The sequence below is a fragment of the Amycolatopsis sp. WAC 01416 genome (assembly GCF_003947485.1).
Lineage (GTDB): Bacteria > Actinomycetota > Actinomycetes > Mycobacteriales > Pseudonocardiaceae > Amycolatopsis.
Map to the genome: position 1 here is coordinate 686200 of NZ_QHHX01000003.1, position 17173 is coordinate 703372.

Annotated in this window: 9 protein-coding genes and 1 pseudogene; 8 read left to right on the forward strand and 2 right to left on the reverse strand. The window is 69.6% G+C overall.

Features of this window, described 5'->3' with window-relative positions; translation table 11 throughout:
- The first annotated feature begins 11 nt into the window (after nt 1–11).
- The 6 genes from DL990_RS13070 to DL990_RS13100 all read left to right on the forward strand — a co-directional run bounded on the left by DL990_RS13070 (nt 12) and on the right by DL990_RS13100 (nt 13978).
- Nucleotides 12–3044, forward strand: coding sequence for a non-ribosomal peptide synthetase (locus DL990_RS13070; RefSeq protein ID WP_125798802.1), 3033 nt, complete (start codon nt 12–14; stop codon nt 3042–3044).
- Nucleotides 3041–8473: a non-ribosomal peptide synthetase/MFS transporter gene (locus tag DL990_RS13075; protein WP_125798803.1), complete on the forward strand. Its 5433-nt coding sequence runs from the start codon at nt 3041–3043 to the stop codon at nt 8471–8473. Before DL990_RS13070 ends, DL990_RS13075 begins: the two co-directional genes overlap by 4 nt.
- A complete protein-coding gene (locus DL990_RS13080; protein ID WP_125798804.1) occupies nt 8470–9741 on the forward strand; it encodes an ATP-grasp domain-containing protein in 1272 nt (423 codons plus the stop codon). The genes DL990_RS13075 and DL990_RS13080 overlap by 4 nt, the downstream gene beginning before the upstream one ends.
- A complete protein-coding gene (locus DL990_RS13085; protein ID WP_125798805.1) occupies nt 9738–11015 on the forward strand; it encodes an ATP-grasp domain-containing protein in 1278 nt (425 codons plus the stop codon). Before DL990_RS13080 ends, DL990_RS13085 begins: the two co-directional genes overlap by 4 nt.
- Nucleotides 11012–11947: a TauD/TfdA family dioxygenase gene (locus DL990_RS13090; protein ID WP_125798806.1), complete on the forward strand. Its 936-nt coding sequence runs from the start codon at nt 11012–11014 to the stop codon at nt 11945–11947. The genes DL990_RS13085 and DL990_RS13090 overlap by 4 nt, the downstream gene beginning before the upstream one ends.
- Nucleotides 11948–12760: 813 nt before the next feature.
- Nucleotides 12761–13978, forward strand: coding sequence for a hypothetical protein (locus DL990_RS13100; protein ID WP_125798808.1), 1218 nt, complete (start codon nt 12761–12763; stop codon nt 13976–13978).
- A 354-nt stretch (nt 13979–14332) separates the two neighbouring features.
- Here the strand turns inward: DL990_RS13100 and DL990_RS41750 are convergent.
- Nucleotides 14333–14455: pseudogene (locus DL990_RS41750) on the reverse strand (transcriptional regulator); the annotation flags it as partial.
- An 80-nt stretch (nt 14456–14535) separates the two neighbouring features.
- Here DL990_RS41750 and DL990_RS13110 point away from each other — a divergent pair.
- Together DL990_RS13110 and DL990_RS13115 are read left to right on the forward strand one after the other, a co-directional pair.
- Nucleotides 14536–14931, forward strand: a complete 396-nt coding sequence (locus tag DL990_RS13110; protein ID WP_125798809.1) for a hypothetical protein — start codon at nt 14536–14538, stop codon at nt 14929–14931.
- Between the two features lie 185 nt (nt 14932–15116).
- Nucleotides 15117–15704, forward strand: a complete 588-nt coding sequence (locus tag DL990_RS13115) for a suppressor of fused domain protein (RefSeq protein WP_125798810.1) — start codon at nt 15117–15119, stop codon at nt 15702–15704.
- Between the two features lie 158 nt (nt 15705–15862).
- Here DL990_RS13115 and DL990_RS13120 read toward each other — a convergent pair whose 3' ends face one another.
- Nucleotides 15863–17104: a GNAT family N-acetyltransferase gene (locus DL990_RS13120; protein WP_199746328.1), complete on the reverse strand. Its 1242-nt coding sequence runs from the start codon at nt 17102–17104 to the stop codon at nt 15863–15865.
- Between the last annotated feature and the right edge of the window lie 69 nt (nt 17105–17173).

The window sequence follows — 17173 nt, forward strand, 5'->3', positions numbered from 1 at the left end:
AACAGGAAATCATGAGCGACACGAAGGAATGGACGTTCCCGGCCTCGTTCGGGCAGGAGCGGATCTGGCTGTCCGGCCAGCTCGACCCGGCGTCCCCGGTGTACAACCTGCACTGCCAGGCCCGGCTGGACCGCCCGCTGACCGCGGAGCAGTGGCGCGCCGCGCTCGGTGTCATCGTCGGGCGGCACGAGGCGCTGCGCACGTCGTTCCGGATGGACGGCGGCGCGCTCGTGCAGGTGGTGCACGCCGAGGTGCCGATCGAGCCCGAGGTGCACGACCTGCGGGACCTGCCCGCCGACGCCCGCGGTGTCCGGCTCGCCGAACTCGTCGGTGATGTTTCGCGCGAGGCCATCCCGCTCGACTCGCCGCCGCCGTGGCGGGCCCAGGTGTGCCGTACGGCCGACGACGAGTGGGTGCTCACGTTCGTCGTGCACCACACCGTGTTCGACGCCGCCTCGGTGCTGGTGCTGGGATCCGAGCTCGGCGAGGCGTGCGACGCCGTGTTCGAGGGCCGCGAGCCGAAGCTGCCCGAGCTGTCCATCCAGTACCCGGACTACTCGGCCTGGCAGCGCGGGCAGCTCGAAACCTCCAGCGAACAGCTGGACTACTGGCGGAGGCAGCTCGCCGGGCTGCCGCCGGTGCACGGCCTGCCCACCGACCGGCCGCGACCGGCGGAGCTGACGTTCGCCGGGGACCAGGTGTACTTCGACCTTCCGGACGGACTGATCGACCGGGTCGGCGAGCTGGGCCGGGAGCTCTCGGCGTCGCCGTTCATGGTGCTGCTGGCGGGGTACGCGGCACTCTTGTCGCGACTGTCCAGAGTGGACGACGTCGTCGTCGGCGTGCCGGTCGCCGGCCGCGACCTGCCCGAGCTGGCCGACCTGATCGGCATGTTCGTCAATCAGATGGCCGTGCGGGTGGACTGCTCTGGCGCGCCCGCGTTCACCGAGCTGGTCGGCCGGGTCCGGACCACGCTGCTGGAGGCGATCGACCACAGCCAGGTGCCGTTCCAGGCGGTCGCCGAGGCGGCCGTGGCCGAGCGCGATCCCGGTGTGCAGCCGGTGTATCAGCTCGGGTTCAACTTCCTGCCCGACTCGGGGCTGGAGCCGATCCGCTCGGCCACCGCGAAGGACGACATCGCGATCGACCTGACCTCCGTGGACGGCAGGCTCGTCTATCGCACCGACCTGTTCGACCGCGAGACCGCCGAAGCCGTGGCCGAGCGCTACGTGCGGCTGCTGACCGCGGCGGTCGCCGATCCGGCACAGTCGGTCGCGGATCTGCCGCTGCTGTCGGACGCCGAGCGTGAACTGGTCCTGAACAGCTGGAACCCAGTGTCCACTTCAGACACCGAGACGGTGCACGCCAGGTTCGAGGACCAGGCCCGGCGGACCCCGGACGCGCCCGCCGTCGATTTCGGCGGAGTTCGCCTGACGTACGCCGAGCTGAACGTGCGAGCCAACCGCGTCGCACACCGGCTGCGTGAGCTGGGCGCCGGTCCCGGCACCGCCGTCGGCGTATGCGTGCCGAACTCGGCGGACCTGCTGACCGGCGTGCTCGGGGTACTGAAGAGCGGCGCGGCCTACGTCCCGCTCGACCCGGACAACCCGGCCCCGCGACAAGCACTGATCCTCGCCGACGCGGGTGTCCCGTTCGCGCTGGTCACCGGAGAGTCCACTTTGGACACCAAGACGCTGGCCCTCGACGACCCGGGCGAGTGGTCCGCCGCGGCCACCGAGGACCCGGAACCGGCGGCCGGGCCGGGCGACGTCGCCTATGTGATCTACACGTCGGGTTCGACCGGGCGGCCCAAGGGCGTCGAGGTCGAGCACCGGGCGGTGGACACGTACCTGGCGTGGGCGCGTGAGGCATATCCCGGCCTGGCCGGACGGGCGTTGCTGCACACGTCGCCGTCGTTCGACCTCACCGTGACGACGCTGCTCGGCACGCTCACCGCCGGGGGTGCGGTGGTCGACGGCGGCCGCCCGACGTTCGTCAAGGCGACCCCGACGCACCTCGCCGTCCTCGCCGAGGAGCTGTTCCCGACGGGTGAACTGGTGCTCGGTGGCGAAGCGCTGACCGCCGAGACCGTCCAGCCGTGGCGGGACCGCCACCCCGGCACGCTCGTCGTCAACGAGTACGGCCCGACCGAGGCCACGGTCGGCTGCGTCGTGCACCGGATCGAACCCGGGGGCGCGCTGCCGTCCGGACCCGTCTCGATCGGCCGCCCGGTGCCCGGCACCCGGGTGTACGTCCTCGACGAGCGGCGGCAGCCGGTACCGCCGGGCGTCCCGGGAGAGCTGTACGTCGCCGGGCCGCAGCTCGCCCGCGGCTACCTCGGGCTACCGGAGCTGACCACCGAAAAGTTCTCCGAAGGTCCCTACGGCCGGATGTACGCCACCGGCGACCTCGCCCGCTGGCGCCGTGACGGCACGCTCGATTACCTCGGCCGCGTCGACGAGCAGGTGAAGCTGCGTGGCTACCGCATCGAGCCCGGCGAGGTCGAAGCGGCGCTGCGCGAGCTGCCGGAGGTGCGGGACGCGGCCGTGGCGGTCCGCGGCGACACGCTCGTCGGCTATGTCGTCGGCAGCACCGAGGGGGCGGCCGACGCCCTGCGGAAGACGTTGCCGGACTACCTGGTGCCGACCCGGTTCGTGACGCTCGAGGCGCTGCCGATGGCGGCCAGCGGCAAGCTCGACCGGGCCGCGCTGCCGGATCCCGAACCCGGCGAGGCGCCGGCGTACGTCGCACCACGGACCGCGGCCGAAGAACTCGTCGCCGAGGTGCTCGTCGAGCTGCTCGGCGTCGACGACCTCGGCGCGCACGACGACTTCTTCGCCCGCGGCGGCAACTCGCTGCTGGCGATCCGCGCGATGTCCCGGATCCGCAAGCAGGTCGAAGTCGACATCCCGGTGCGGGGGCTGTTCACCCTCACCACCGTCGCCGGGCTCGCCGCCGAGATCGAGCGGCGCCTCGCCGAAGACCTCGACCAGCTCAGCGACGAAGAGGTCCAGCGTCAGCTGGCCGAAGGCGAGATCTCATGACCGCGATCGACGAAACCAGTAGCGCGGCCGCGCGCCGAGCCCTGCTCGAACAGCGGCTGCGACGGCGCACGGAGCGGGCCGCGACCATCACGCCGCGCCCCGCCGATGCCGTCGTCCCGCTGTCCTATCAGCAGGAACGTGTCTGGTTCATGGAGCAGTTCGCGCCGGGCACCGGGTCGTACCACATCCCGGTGCCGATCCGGCTGACCGGCAGGCTTGACGTCGCCGCGCTCCAGTCCGCTTTGGACACTCTGCCGACGCGGCACGAGGCGCTGCGGATGCGGTTCCCGGCAGGGGACGACGGGCAGCCGACCGTCCACATCGAACCAGCGGTCACCGTCACCGTGTCCATTGTGGACGCTGGAACCGAGGAAGCGGCCCGTGCCGCCGTCGACGCCGCCGCGGCCGAGACGTTCGACCTGGCCACGGGCCCGCTGCTGCGCGCGACCCTGGCCAAGGTGTCCGACGAGGAGCACCTGCTCGTCCTGTGCACGCACCACATCGTGGGCGACGGCTGGTCGGTCGACCTGCTGCTGCGTGACCTCGCCGCGCAGTACCACGCCCTGAGCACCGGCGGCGCGGCCGAGCTGCCCGCGCTGAGCATCGGGTACGGCGACTTCGCGCACTGGCAGCGCCGCACGCTCACCGGTGGCGAACTCGACCGGCAACTGGAGCACTGGAAGGCACAGCTCACCGGGGTCGAGCCCTTGGAGCTGCCCACCGACCGGCCCCGGCCAGCCAAGCAGAGCTTCGACGGCGCGATCCATGAGTTCTTCGTCGAGCGCGACCTCGCCCGTGCCCTCGGCGAGCTGAGCCGCGGGCACGGAGTCACGCTCTTCATGACTCTGCTGGCCGCCTACCAGGTGCTGCTGGCGCGGTACTCGGGCCAGGAGGACTTCGCGATCGGCTCGTCGTCGGCCGGGCGCGGCCTGCCCGAGCTGGAGGGCGTGGCGGGCATGTTCATCAACATGCTGCCCCTGCGTGCCCAGCTCGCGGACGACCCGACGTTCGCCGAGCTGCTCGAACGCACCCGGCGGCACGTGCTGGACGCGTTCGACCACTCCGACGTCCCGTTCGAGCGGCTGGTGAACGCGCTCGGCGTGCCCCGCGACGTCAGCCGCTCGCCGGTGTTCCAGGCGATGTTCGTACTGCAGAACTACGAGATGGGCCGGATGGGCGCGGCCGGGGAGTCCGCTGTGGACTTTCGCTGGTTGCCGATGGACCTGCCCGCGACCCGGTTCGACTTCGAGTTCCACGCGATCGAGGTCGAACGCGGGCTGATCGGCAAGTTCGTGCACAACACCGCGCTGTTCACCGCGGACACGGTCGCCGGGATGGCCGGGCGGCTGGTCACGCTGTTGCGCTCGATCGTCGCCGACCCGGACCGGCGACTGTCCGAACTGGACATCCTCGACGGCGGGCAGCGCGAACTCGTCCTGGAGCGCTGGAACGCCACGACGGCCGACTTCCCGCAGACCACGCTGCACACGCTCGTCGAGGAGCAGGCCGCCCGGACGCCGGACGCGCCCGCGGTGACCTTCCGCGGCGCGTCGCTGACCTACCGCGAGCTGGACGAGCGGGCCAACCGGCTCGCACACCGGCTGCGTGGGCTCGGTGTCGGGCCGGGCGTGCTCACGGGTGTATTCGCGGAGCGGTCGTTCGAGCTGGTCGTCGCGCTCCTCGGCGTGCTGAAAGCCGGTGGCGCGTACGTCCCGCTCGACCCGGAGTATCCGGCCGAACGGCTGGCGTTCATGCTGCGGGACGCGGCCGCGCCCGTCGTGCTGACACAGGCGGCGTTGCGCGAAACGCTGCCGCCGGGTGATGCGACCGTCGTTGTCCTGGACGACCTTGCCGAAACGGCCGGGCAGCCGGACACCCCGCCCGAGCCGCTCGCCGGACCGGAAGACCCGGCGTACGTCATCTACACCTCGGGCTCCACGGGCCAGCCGAAGGGCGTGCCCAACGGTCACCGCGGCATCGTCAACCGGCTCGACTGGATGCAGCGCGCGTACCGCCTCGACGGCACCGATTCGGTGCTGCAGAAGACCCCGGCCGGTTTCGACGTGTCGGTCTGGGAGTTCTTCTGGCCGCTGATCACCGGCGCGCGGCTCGTGCTCGCCGAACCCGGCGGCCACAAGGACGCCGCGTACCTGCGTGAGCTGCTCGCGTCCGAAGGCATCACCACCGCGCACTTCGTGCCGTCGATGCTCACGCTTTTCCTTGCCGAGCAAGGCGTCGAGACCTGCACGGCGCTGCGGCGGGTCGTGTGCAGCGGCGAGGAACTGCCGCTCGACGCCGCCCGCGAGTTCGTCCGGCGGCTGCCGGACTGCGAGCTGCACAACCTCTACGGCCCGACCGAAGCCGCCATCGACGTCACCGCCTGGCACTGCACGCCCGCCGCGCTCGCCGAGGTCGCGTCGGTGCCGATCGGGGCGCCGATCCAGAACATCCGGATCTACGTTCTCGATCCCGCCGGGCGGCCATGCCCGGTCGGTGTACCCGGGGAACTGCACATCGCCGGTGTCGGCCTCGCCCTCGGGTACCACAACCGCCCGGAACTGACGGCCGAGCGGTTCGTGCCCGATCCGTTCCACAGTGGACGGATGTACCGCACCGGCGACCTGGCCCATTGGCGCCCGGACGGGACGATCGCGTTCCTCGGCCGGATCGACCACCAGGTCAAGCTGCGCGGCCTCCGCATCGAACTGGGGGAGATCGAGACGACCTTGCGCGCCCAGCCGGGTGTGCGCGACGCCGCCGTGATCGTCCGCGAGGACACGCCGGGGGACAAGCGGCTGGTCGGGTACGTCGTCGGCGACGCCGAGCCCGGCGAGTTGCGGACGGCGCTCAAGCAGAGCCTCCCGGACTACATGGTCCCGCCGTCGTTCGTCGCGCTCGACGAGCTGCCGCTCACCCCGAACGGCAAGCTCGACCGCAAGGCGCTGCCCGCTCCGGTCGCCTCCCGGGACGCGACCAAGGAACTGGTCGCGCCGTCGACCCCGGTCGAGATCCTGCTGGCCGAAATCTGGCGAGACGTGCTCAAGGTGGACGAACTGGGCGTCGACGACGACTTCTTCGACCTCGGCGGCCACTCGATGCTGGCCACCCAGGTGGTGGCGCGGATCGGCAAGGCGGGCGCCGGGCAGGTCGGCGTCATGGACCTGTTCCAGCACCGCACGATCCGCGAACTGGCGTCCTTCATGGACGGTGACGCCACCGACCGGCCGCGGCACCTGCTGTACGAGCTGACCAAACCGACGACGCAGCGGACGCTGACCTACGTCTGCTTCCCTTACGGCGGCGGCAGCGCGATCGTCTACCAGCCGCTGGCCGACGCGCTCCCGGAGGGCTACTCGCTCTACTCGGTCGCCATCCCCGGCCACGACGTCGGACTGTCCGAAGAGGCCCTGCCCTTCGACGACCTGGTCGAGCGGCTGGCCGACGAGATCCTCGACCGCGTCGACGGCCCCCTGGCGATCTACGGCCACTGCGGTGTCGGCAACGCACTCGCCGTCGCCGTCGCCCGGCTGCTCGAAGAGCGCGGCCGGGAGCTGGAAGTCGTCTACATCGGCGCGATCTTCCCGTTCGCCCGCATGAAGGGTCCGGTGGGCACGCTGCGTGCCAGGCTGGAGAAGCTGCGCAGCAACCGGTACTACTCGAACTGGCTCAAGGGCATGGGCGTCGACACCGACGACCTCGACCCGGCGCAGGCCGACCGGATCATCACGAACATGCGCGCCGACAGCCGTGCCGCCGAGGAGTACTTCAGCGGCCTGCTCGACGCCCGTGTGGCCAAGCTGCGCGCGCCGATCGTGTCGGTGGTCGGCTCAGAGGACCCGGTCACCGACTACTACGCCGAGCGGTACCGGGAATGGGAGTTCCTCACCGACACCACCGGGCTCGTGGTGCTCGACCAGGCCGGGCACTTCTTCCTGCGCTACCGGGCCGAAGAACTCGCGGAGATCGTCACGCGCGTGCACCCGGCGCTGGACGATCCCGGCGAACTCGACGTCCGGGTCCGCGGCGAAGACGCGGCCTGGGCGGTGCACGAGACCCACCGGGCAGAAGTGGACGAGAAACCCGCGGTGCGGCCGAGCATGGCCCGGTTCGTCACGATCACGATCGGGCAATTGGTGTCCTCGACCGGCTCGGCGCTGACGTCGTTCGCGGTGCCGATCTGGCTCTACACCCGCACGGGCTCGGTCGCCGACCTCGGCCTGCTGTGGGCGCTCGCGCTGCTGTTCGGCGTGCTCGTCCTGCCGGTGGCGGGCGCACTGGTCGACCGCGGCGACCGGCGGCGGATCATGATCGCGGCCAGCAGCGTCGCCGGCGGGATCCAGCTGATACTGGCGTTGCTGTTGATCACCGGGCACGTCCAGCTGTGGTTGTTCTACGTGCTGATCCCGCTCGGGTCGGTGGCGGCTTCGTTCCAGCGCATCGCCTATCAGTCGTCGGTGGCGCAGCTGGTGCCGAAGCAGTACCTCGGGCACGCGATGGGTCTCGCGCAGCTGTCCACCGGTTTCGCCCAGCTGCTGATGCCGGTGCTCGCGGCCGGGTTGCTGGCGACGATCCAGCTGTCCGGCATCCTCATCCTGGACATGGCGAGTTACGCGTTCGCGATCGTGGGCCTGCTGCTGGTGCGGTTCCCGGACATGATGGGCTGGCGTCCGCGCGAACCGCTGCTGACGGCGATCGCGGGCGGGCTGCGGTATTCGTGGAACCACCGCGGCTTCCGCACGATGCTGCTGTACTTCGCGCTGGCGAACGTCTTCCTCGCACCCGCGCTGGTGCTGCTCTCGCCGCTCGTGCTGTCGTTCGGTTCGGTCACCGACGTCGCGCAGGTGGCGCTCGCCGAGGCCGTCGGCGCGGTCGTGGGCGGGATCGGGATGGCGCTGTGGGGCGGCCCGCGGCACCGGCGGATGGTCGGCGTGCTCGTCGGCAACGTCGGGATCGCGCTCGGCTGCCTGGTGATGGGCCTCCGGCCGTCGCTGATCGTCGTCGCGGCGGGCGTGTTCCTCCTGGCCGCCGCGATGTCCGTGTCACAGGGCATCTACGCGACGCTGGTGCAGGTCAAGGTGCCGCAGCGGTTCCACGGCCGGGTGTTCGCGATCAACCAGACGATCACGTGGTCGACGCTGCCGATCGGGTTCGCCGTGCTGGCGCCGCTGGCCGTCGGCTGGTTCTCGCCGCTGCTCGCGCCCGGCGGCGCGCTGACCGGGTCGGTCGGCGCCGTGCTCGGCACCGGCGAGACCCGGGGCATCGGGCTCGCCTACGTCGTCTTCGCGCTGCTCCTGCTGCTGATCAACGTCGGCGGGTTCTCGATGCGGCGGCTGCGCCGCTTCGACACCGAGGTGCCCGATTCGCTGCCCGACGATCTGGTGGGGGCGCAGGAACGGGAGCGCAAGCTCGCGGGGAAGGAAGCCGCATGAGTACGGCAGTGCTGGTCAGGGAGGCCCGCGGGCACTGGGTCGGCGAAGTCGCGCCTGCCATGCGGGCGGCCGGGCACCGCGTGGTGCTGCTGGCCCCGCCGATGGACGCGGCCGAACGGGCGGCGCTGGACGGTGTGGTGGACGACGTCGTCGCACTCGAAGACATCCACGATCCGGAAGCCGTCTCGGCGAAGGTCCGGGAGATCGCAGGCGACGCGTTGGCCGGCATCTTCACCGGCTCGGACGGCGCCATCGCGAGCACCGCCCGCGCCGCGGAGCTGCTCGGGGTGGCACGCTGCCCGGCGTCGGTGTTCGCCTTGTGCGCGAACAAGTTCGCCGTCCGGGAGGCCCTCGCCGCGGCCGGGCTGCCCGGACCCGCCCACGCCCTGATCTCGTCGGCCGCCGAGGCCGCGTCGGTCGCTTCGGCGGTCGGGCTCCCGGCGATCGTCAAACCGGTCAACGGGGCGGGCAGTAATCTTGTCCGCACCGTGTCCACTGTGGACGAACTGGCGGCCGCGTACGAGCTGCTGGCCGCGCGACTGCCCGAGTCCGCGGATCCGCGCTACCACCGTCCATTGGGGACAGTGGACCCGTCGGCGACGTTCCTGGTCGAAGGGTTGCTGTCCGGCCCGGAGTACGCGGTGGACGTACTGATCCGCGACGGCGCGGCCGAGCCGGTCGAGATCCTCGACAAGCCGCTGATCGACGAGCGGAAGTTCGAGCTGGCGCTGTCGTGCCCGCCCGCCGGGCTCACCGCCGACCGGGCCGAGCTGGTCACCGCGGCGGCGGTCGCCGCCGTCCGCGCGCTGGGTCTCGACAACACCTGCGCTCACGTCGAGCTGATCGACGACGTCGACCGCGGCCCGACGATCGTCGAGGTCAACGCGGGCAGGCCCGCCGGGTCGATCATGCCGCTGCTGGCGAAACTGCGCACCGGCATCGACGTGTTCGCCGAGCTCGCGGCACTCGCGGTGGGCGCTCCGCCGCCGGTGCGGGAACCCGCGAAACTGCCGATCCCGCTGGGCATGCTGATCCTCTACGCGGCCGGTTCGGGCCGGTTGACCGGCATCGGCGGGCTCGACGAGATCGCCGAGCTGCCCGAGGTGATCGACGTCGTCACCACCGTCTCGCCGGGGGAGGTGCTCACCGACGAACAGGAGACCTACGCGGTCAACCTCGTCGTGGCCGGGTTCGCCGATCACGACGACCTCGCCGCCCTGCACGCGGAGGCGAGCAAGCTCGTCCGGCTCGAACTGGAGGTAGTGTGAGCACCGCGTTCGTGGTCTGCGAGACCACAGGACAGTGGATCGCCGACTTCGTGGCCGCCGTGCGCGCGACCGGGCTGGGGGCCGAGCTGGTCACCCAGCCCCTGGAACCGGCCGAGCAGGCACAACTGGCGGAACTGGTGGACGGCTTCGTTTTCGTCGACGACGTTCGTGACGCCGAAGCCGTCGCCGAGCGCATCCGGGCGCGGACCGCGCGTCCGGCCGGGGTGGTGACGGCCGCCGAGGGGATCATCGCGAGCGTCGCCCGCGCGGCCGAGCTGCTCGGCGTCGCGCGGTGCCCGGCGTCGGTGTTCACCGTGACGCACAACAAGTTCGCGGTTCGGCAGGTGCTGGCCGCGGCCGGATTGCCGGGGCCGCGCTGCGCGTTGATCTCGTCGGCTGCCGAGGCGGCGTCGGTGGCATCGGCGGTCGGGCTCCCGGCGATCATCAAGCCGGTGAACGGCGCCGCGAGCAATCTCGTGCGCATGGTGTCCACTATGGACGAACTGGCCGCGGCGTATCGGCTGCTGGCCGAGCGGTTGCCGCTGTCGGAGGACGCCCGGTACCACCGGCTCGTCGGTGGCGGGCCGTCGCCGATCGATCCGCTGCGGGTGTTCCTCGTGGAAGGCCTGCTGCGCGGCCCGGAGTACGCGGTCGACGTCCTGGTGCGTGACGGCGTCGCGGAACCGGTGGCCGTGGTGGAGAAGCCGCTGATCGACGAGCGCAAGTTCGAGCTGGGCATGGTCTGCCCGCCACTCGAACTGTCCGAAGAGGACACCGAACGGCTGTTCGCGGCGGCGACGGCCGCCGCGCTCGCGCTGGGCCTGGACAACACCTGCGCTCACCTGGAGCTGATCGACGACGCCGAGCTGGGCCCGACGATCGTCGAGGTGAACGCGGGCCGCCCGGCAGGCGGCGCCCAGCCGGTGCTGCTGAAGCTCGCGACCGGCATCGACGTCATCGCCGAAGCCGTGTCGCTGGCACTCGGCACACCACCGCCCGCGCGAGGTGCGGGCTTGCCAGTGCCGGTGGGCTACCTGATCTTCTACGCCGAGGGCACCGGGAGGCTGGTCCGCGTCGAGGGCACCGACGAGGTCGCCGACCTGCCCGAGGTCCTGGAGGTCGTCACGATCGTGCGCCCCGGCCAGCTGCTCACCGACGACCAGGAGATCTACGCGGTGAACGTGCTCGCCGCGGGATTCGCCGACACCGAAGACCTCGCCGCGCTGCACGCCGAGGCCGCCAAGCTGATCCGATTCGAACTGGAGGAGTCATGACCGCCGAACTCGCGGCGAACCTCGGTCACATCGAGGGCAACGAACACACGAAACTCACCGTGTACGCGGCCACGGGCCTGGACTGGGTGCGCGCGCATCGCGAAGCGCTGCAAGACCGGTTGCGCGAGCACGGCGCGATCCTGCTGCGCGGGATGCCCGCCGACCTGGCGGTGTTCAACCAGGTCACCGAGGAGATCGGTGGCTCGCTGCTGACGTACACGGAACGCTCGACGCCCCGGTCGGCGGTCTCGGGCAACATCTACACCTCGACCGAGTACCCGGCGGCCGAGTCGATCCCGATGCACAACGAGAACTCGTACTCGGCGCACTGGCCGGACCGCCTGTTCTTCCTGTGCGACACGGCGGCCGAAACCGGCGGCGCGACGCCGATCGCCGACAGCCGCGCGATGTACCGCCTGCTGCCGTCGGACCTGCGCGAGCGGTTCGCGGGCGGCGTCACCTACGCACGGGCGTTCCGTGAAGGCCTCGGGCTGACCTGGCAGGAGGCGTTCCAGACCGACGACCGCCAGGCGGTGGAGGACTACTGCGCCGGCAACGGGCAGACGTACGAGTGGACCGACGAGGGCCTGCGCACGCGGCACGTGCGTCCGTCCTTTGTCGAGGAACCGCACACCGGCGCGACGGTGTGGTTCAACCAGGCCAACCTGTTCCACGTCTCGAGCCTGGGGGAGGAGGTCAGCGAGGCGCTGCTGGAGCTGTACCCCGAAGAGGACCTGCCCCGCCACGCGTTCTTCGCCGACGGCTCGCCGATCCCGCAAGCGGACCTGGACACGATCAAGACGGCGTACGACGAGGTCAGCTACGCGTTCCCGTGGCAGCCGGGCGACATCATGGTGATCAACAACATGCTGATGGCGCACGGACGCGAGCCGTTCACGGGCAAGCGGCGGACCCTGGTCGCGATGACCTGACCCGGCTGTTCCGCGGACGCACCCCCGGACTGTCTGCAAGGGACGTTTCGGTCGGGGTCGTGAGTGGCGATTCGTGTTCTAACCCGAATCGCCACTCACGACCACCCCGTAGCGCGTGCGCCGGAAGCCGCGAGCCGGGAAAGCTCGCGAAGGCCTCCTTTCCTGCCCTGAGAACAGGAAAGGAGGCCTTCACGGACGCGCCACATTTGCCTCGCCTCTCAATAGCCGCCTTTGTCACTCCGTCGGTGTCCGTTGACCCCGAAGAAGGCGGCTCCGCCAACGACTACGACTACGTCGCCGACGACCCCACCAACAGTGTCGACCTCGACGGCCACGGGTTTTGGGGCTCGCTCTGGAATGAGGTCAAGGCGGTTGCCCGGGTGGTGACTCCCGGTCGCCGAATGGGTCTCCTGGGTGCACGGTCCGATCGGGACTGTTGCCGTGTGGACCGATCATGGCGACGGCAAGCGAACGTCCTGTCATGCCGATGTGGTACCGGATGTGGGCTGTTGGCACTGGTTGCGCGCCGAACGGGATAGTGGGATCGTGCCGAATCTCGGCTTCTGGCTGTTGGCGATGATTGGCCCGACTCGCCATGTCCCGTGTCTTCGTGTCCGGCTCAGAGCCGGACCGCGCGCGAGTTCACGCGCCCACGGAGATCCCCGACGGTCGACTGGGAAGGCACCTGAGTTAGGTGGCAACGTGTTCTGACAAACGCTCGGGCAGGATGTGGATGTGGATGAGAGACTGAAGAAGGCACTGGAAGGCATAGGGCGGAACCCGGCGGCTCCACTGGAGGTTCTGCTTCGCCTGGTGCCCGTGGCGGCTCATGAGATCGTGTCGCGGCGGGAGGACAAGTCGCCGGAGCTGGTCGAGAAGCTGCTCGCGACCGGCAACTCGCTCGGGTTGGACGACCCGGACGTACTGCTGAAGCACATCCAGCACTCGATCGACAGGCACATCCAGGTCTCAGCATCCGACCTCGCGATATACGCGGGGGACGATCTGTCCAGACTGGCCACGCATGCGGATCCGAAGATCCGCGCCGCTCTTGGCCGCGCCTGGGATTACGACATGCCGGAGGATATCCGCCGCGCGTTGCTCGCCGATCCGGATCCCGCGGTGCGCGAAAGCGTCGCAGGCTATCCGCACGGCGACGCACCCAAGGATCTCCATCAGAGGCTGCTGGCTGACGAGGCCACCAGAGCGAGCGTCGCATCGTACGCCACTTTGAGCAGGGAGATCGCCGAAGAACTCGTGGCCACCGACAACGAAGAGTTGCGCGCCGAAGTCGCCAAGAATCCGACCCTGCCCACCGACCTGCTGGATCGCCTGGCCGAGGACCCGAGCGGGTACGTGCAGGCGCACGTGATCCTCCGTCAGGACCTGCCCGAGGACCGGCGCCGCGAGCTGCACCGAGCCCTGTGCTCCGCCGCCACGGGGCCGTGGAGCGCGGAATCGTTCGCGCTGACCGTGCTGAACGCGAACGACGTGCCGTGGGTTCGCAAGCTGCCATTGGCAGAACGGCTGGCCTATCTGGACTCGCCGATTCACTGTTTCCGTGCGGCAGTCGCGGCGAGCCCCGATCTGCCGCCGGAGGTTGTGGCCGCCCTGCACGACGACAAGGACGTCGGGATCCGCCGATTGGTCGCGCGCCGCCCGGACACCCCCGGCGAAGTCCTCGAGCGACTGGTAGCCCAGCACGGCGAGCACCCGAAGCACCGGCCGCTGATCGTCGAACACTCGAACTTCCCGCCGGAGGCCTTCATCCGCTTCGCCTCGCATTCCGACCCGCGACGGCGGTCGATCGCACTGAAAGGTCCCGACCTGCCGCTCGAGATCCTGGCCGAACTGGCCACCGACCCCGACGGCCATGTCCGCGAGGGCGTGGCCGGCCACCTCAAGACCCCGCCGGAGATCCTGCGGGCCCTGATCGAGGACAGAGACCTGGGCGTCTGCGCGGCCGCGGGCGCCAACCCCAGCCTGCCGCGGCAAGTCATGCTGGACTTGCTGGGCAAGGCCGGGTTGTGAGCGACCGACCGATAACAATAGGAACATCTCACTCGTGGCCTTTCGACATCGCCTTCCACCGTGCAGCAGAAGACCACGAACGCGCGGTCATCACAGCGACAAGGCGCCTCTTCCGCTGCACCCGCGACGCCAAAAGTAGAAACCGCCGGATACACCGGATACAGCTGTCCTCTCCCGCCGAATAGCGGACGTGTCGCGCAAGCGGGCGGCGAGTTAGCCGGCTCCAGCCGCGTCGGCCTTCTCCGGGAGCATGTGGGGGCCACCCGAAGGCCAGAGCGTGGTTTCGATCGGGCTGCGCTGAGGCCGCAGACGTACATCTGGTTCCGGGTGGCTCTTTGAGGTCGTTTTCGCGAGTCAGGTGTCGACCGAACGCGCGTGGTGTGTGCCGGCGTGGAGGCTGCTCAGCAGTGCGAGGGCGTGGGCGCTGGGTGTGGCGGGTTCGGCGTGGTAGATGATCAGTTGTCGGCCGGGGGTGCTGGTCGGTATGACGAGCGATCTCGACGTTGTCGGCATGTGGGTCACCGCGGACGGGCGACGTGGTCACGACGCTCCTCGAGATGGCTGACGTGGTCGTCGCCGGCCGGGACCAGCCGGCGCGGCAACGACTTCGTCTCTTCCTCGCCCACTTCGCTTCACGGTTGGACGTCAGCGGCGAAGCGATGTGCGCTGCGGCGGAACGGCTGTCCATGACGCTGACAGACAGCGCAGAGTACCGGACGGACGCGCTACTGCTCGCGGTCAGCGCCCTGCCCCGCCGCGGCGACCTGCTGCCGGCTCTCCGCCGGCTCTCCGCCCTCGCCGATCGTCCCGCACAGGCTTGGCAAGTGGCGGAGCGGCTCGCGGCTTGGCTGGCCAGCCACGATCCGGGCCGCCCCGAGCTGTTCGGCGCTGCCCGAGCGCATACGGCAAACCCGATGGAGGCGTTGCTCGCAGCGAGTATCGCGAGCTGGTAACGGCGTTGCGCGACCACACCGACGCCGACGTCCGCGAACGTGCGTCGCACATCGTCTTTTCTCCTGAGTGATGAGTGAGGCGCGGAAGCAGTGAGCGAAGCGCGAGCCGGCCCTTCCAACCCGCATCCACTGACGTTCCCGCTCGCATCGCAGCGACAGAATGTCGTCTTCCCTAGGATCAGGCGATGAGCTTTCCGCACGCCGACCCGAAGCGATACGAAGGGTTGCGCTCCCACGTCGAACGCCATCTTGGCCCGGTGACTCACGGGCAGAGCTCGCAGCGGCCAGACGGGCGCAACCGGGGATTCGCCCTCGGCTTTCACACGCACCCGCGGCAGCGGATGGTCTCCGCGGTGACCACCGGGGTGCGGTTCCAGCAGGTCGACGCCTCGTTGCCTCAAGAGTTCGTCGTATCTGCCGTGCCCGAGCACGAGGACGAAGCCGGATATCTCGCGCACGTCATCGCCAGCGAAGCGATCGAGCGCCAACGCGGCTACGCCTACGGCGGCGGCTACGTCAACGCCGAACCCCTCATCCCTGGCACCGGCATCGCGTTCCTGCTCGCCGCCCCGCACCCGTTCGCCGACGAGGAGTTCGACCTCTACCACGACGATCGAAGCGAGCCCGCGCTGCGCTTCGTAACCCTGCTCCCGTGCACCCTCGGCGAGTTCGAGTTCGTGCGCGAACACGATGACGAACCCGCAGCGCTCTACGACGTCTGGGAGTCCCGCGAGACCGACATCCTCGACCTATACCGGGCATCGGCCGTTTGACACTGGTCAGACCCGCAAGGCGTGTCACTGTGCGTCAACGCACTCTCATGCCGATGTGCGTGTGTTTTCGATGTCATCGGGCCATCCCGAGGGTGAGATCGGGATGGGCGTCAGGAGCGGATCGCAGGTTCGGTTCACCGACGGCAACGCTCCCCACGTCAGCTGCTCAACCGCCGGCACCCCACTTCCGTCCCTCGGTACCAGCGCCAGCGCATCATGTAGGTAGGTCCGTTAGCGTCGTGGCGCGCATCGCGTTCGTCGAAACGCCAGTGCGCGAACATCGTTCGTGCACTGGCGGGCGGCGTGGTACGGCGAGCCTCCAGCAGCGATTCGAGCTCAGTGAGGCGCGCGGGTTTATGGTCCCCCGCATCCCACGCTTTCACGTAGAGACGCCAGGCTTCCTGTTCGAGGGCGAGACTCTCGTCGTCGATCGGCCAGACGGAGAACTCGTCGCCGTCCTCGAACAAGCTGTTCAGCCTGACGAAGTAGTGGGGAACGCCGGAGATGTCGGCGACACCGGTTTGCGGGCCGTTGTAGCGATCGTTTTCCACGTGGACGTGTTCGAAGCCGACGGAGATCAGCTGCTCCCGTGTGGTGTAGCCGCGGTCTTCCAACGGGACAATCGGGACGGGGTACTCAGTGAACCAGCCATCGGCACGGAAACCGAGCCTGCGGTACACCGGCTCGCTCTCGGTGGACGCTCGGATCGCCACGGTGTCGTATCCGGCGGCACGAGCACTGTCCACCGCGGCCAAGATCATGACGCCGCCGAATCCCCGGCGCTGGAAGGCGGCCAGAGTGGAGATGTTGTAGATACCGGCGACCTCGGCGTGCAGAAAGATCTCGCCTGTGCTCACCGGCTCGCCATGGTGGTAACCGATCAGATACTGCGCCGGGCAGTCCTCGGCGAGGGCGGACGGGGCCACACGATCGTAGAACTCCACAACGGTGGCGACTGGTGGATTCCAGTCGGAGGCCAGGATTCCGGCGTAGTCGGCGAGTTCCTCGGGGGTGCGGACGCGGCGGATTTCCAAATCCGGGTGCGGGTCTGCGGCGGGGATGTCCGCGGTGTGGGCCCACATCGAGGCTTTTCTCTTCCCTGCCCTCAGTTGGACGGAGTCGAACGGCAGGTCCGCGGAATTCGGACCGGCCCACCAGGAGAAGGCGCGGCCGGTCAAACGCAGCGTGAACGCTGTGAGGGAGAGACGGTTCTTCACCTCATCCGGCGCGAAACGAGCGTTCGCGACGATGTTGAAGGTGCCGGCATCGCCTTCGATACCACTGTCGGCGATCACCAGATCGCCGGTTTCCGTAACAGTCATCCCGTCGGTACGGCGATGTAGATGACAGGCATGTTCGGCGACGTTCGCCTCGATGCGCTCCGTGAGCCCGGCATACATGGGCTCACCGTACGGTCGTGATCGGCCCCTGACCACACAATTCGTCAGTGGCAGTGTCGTTTCCAGACT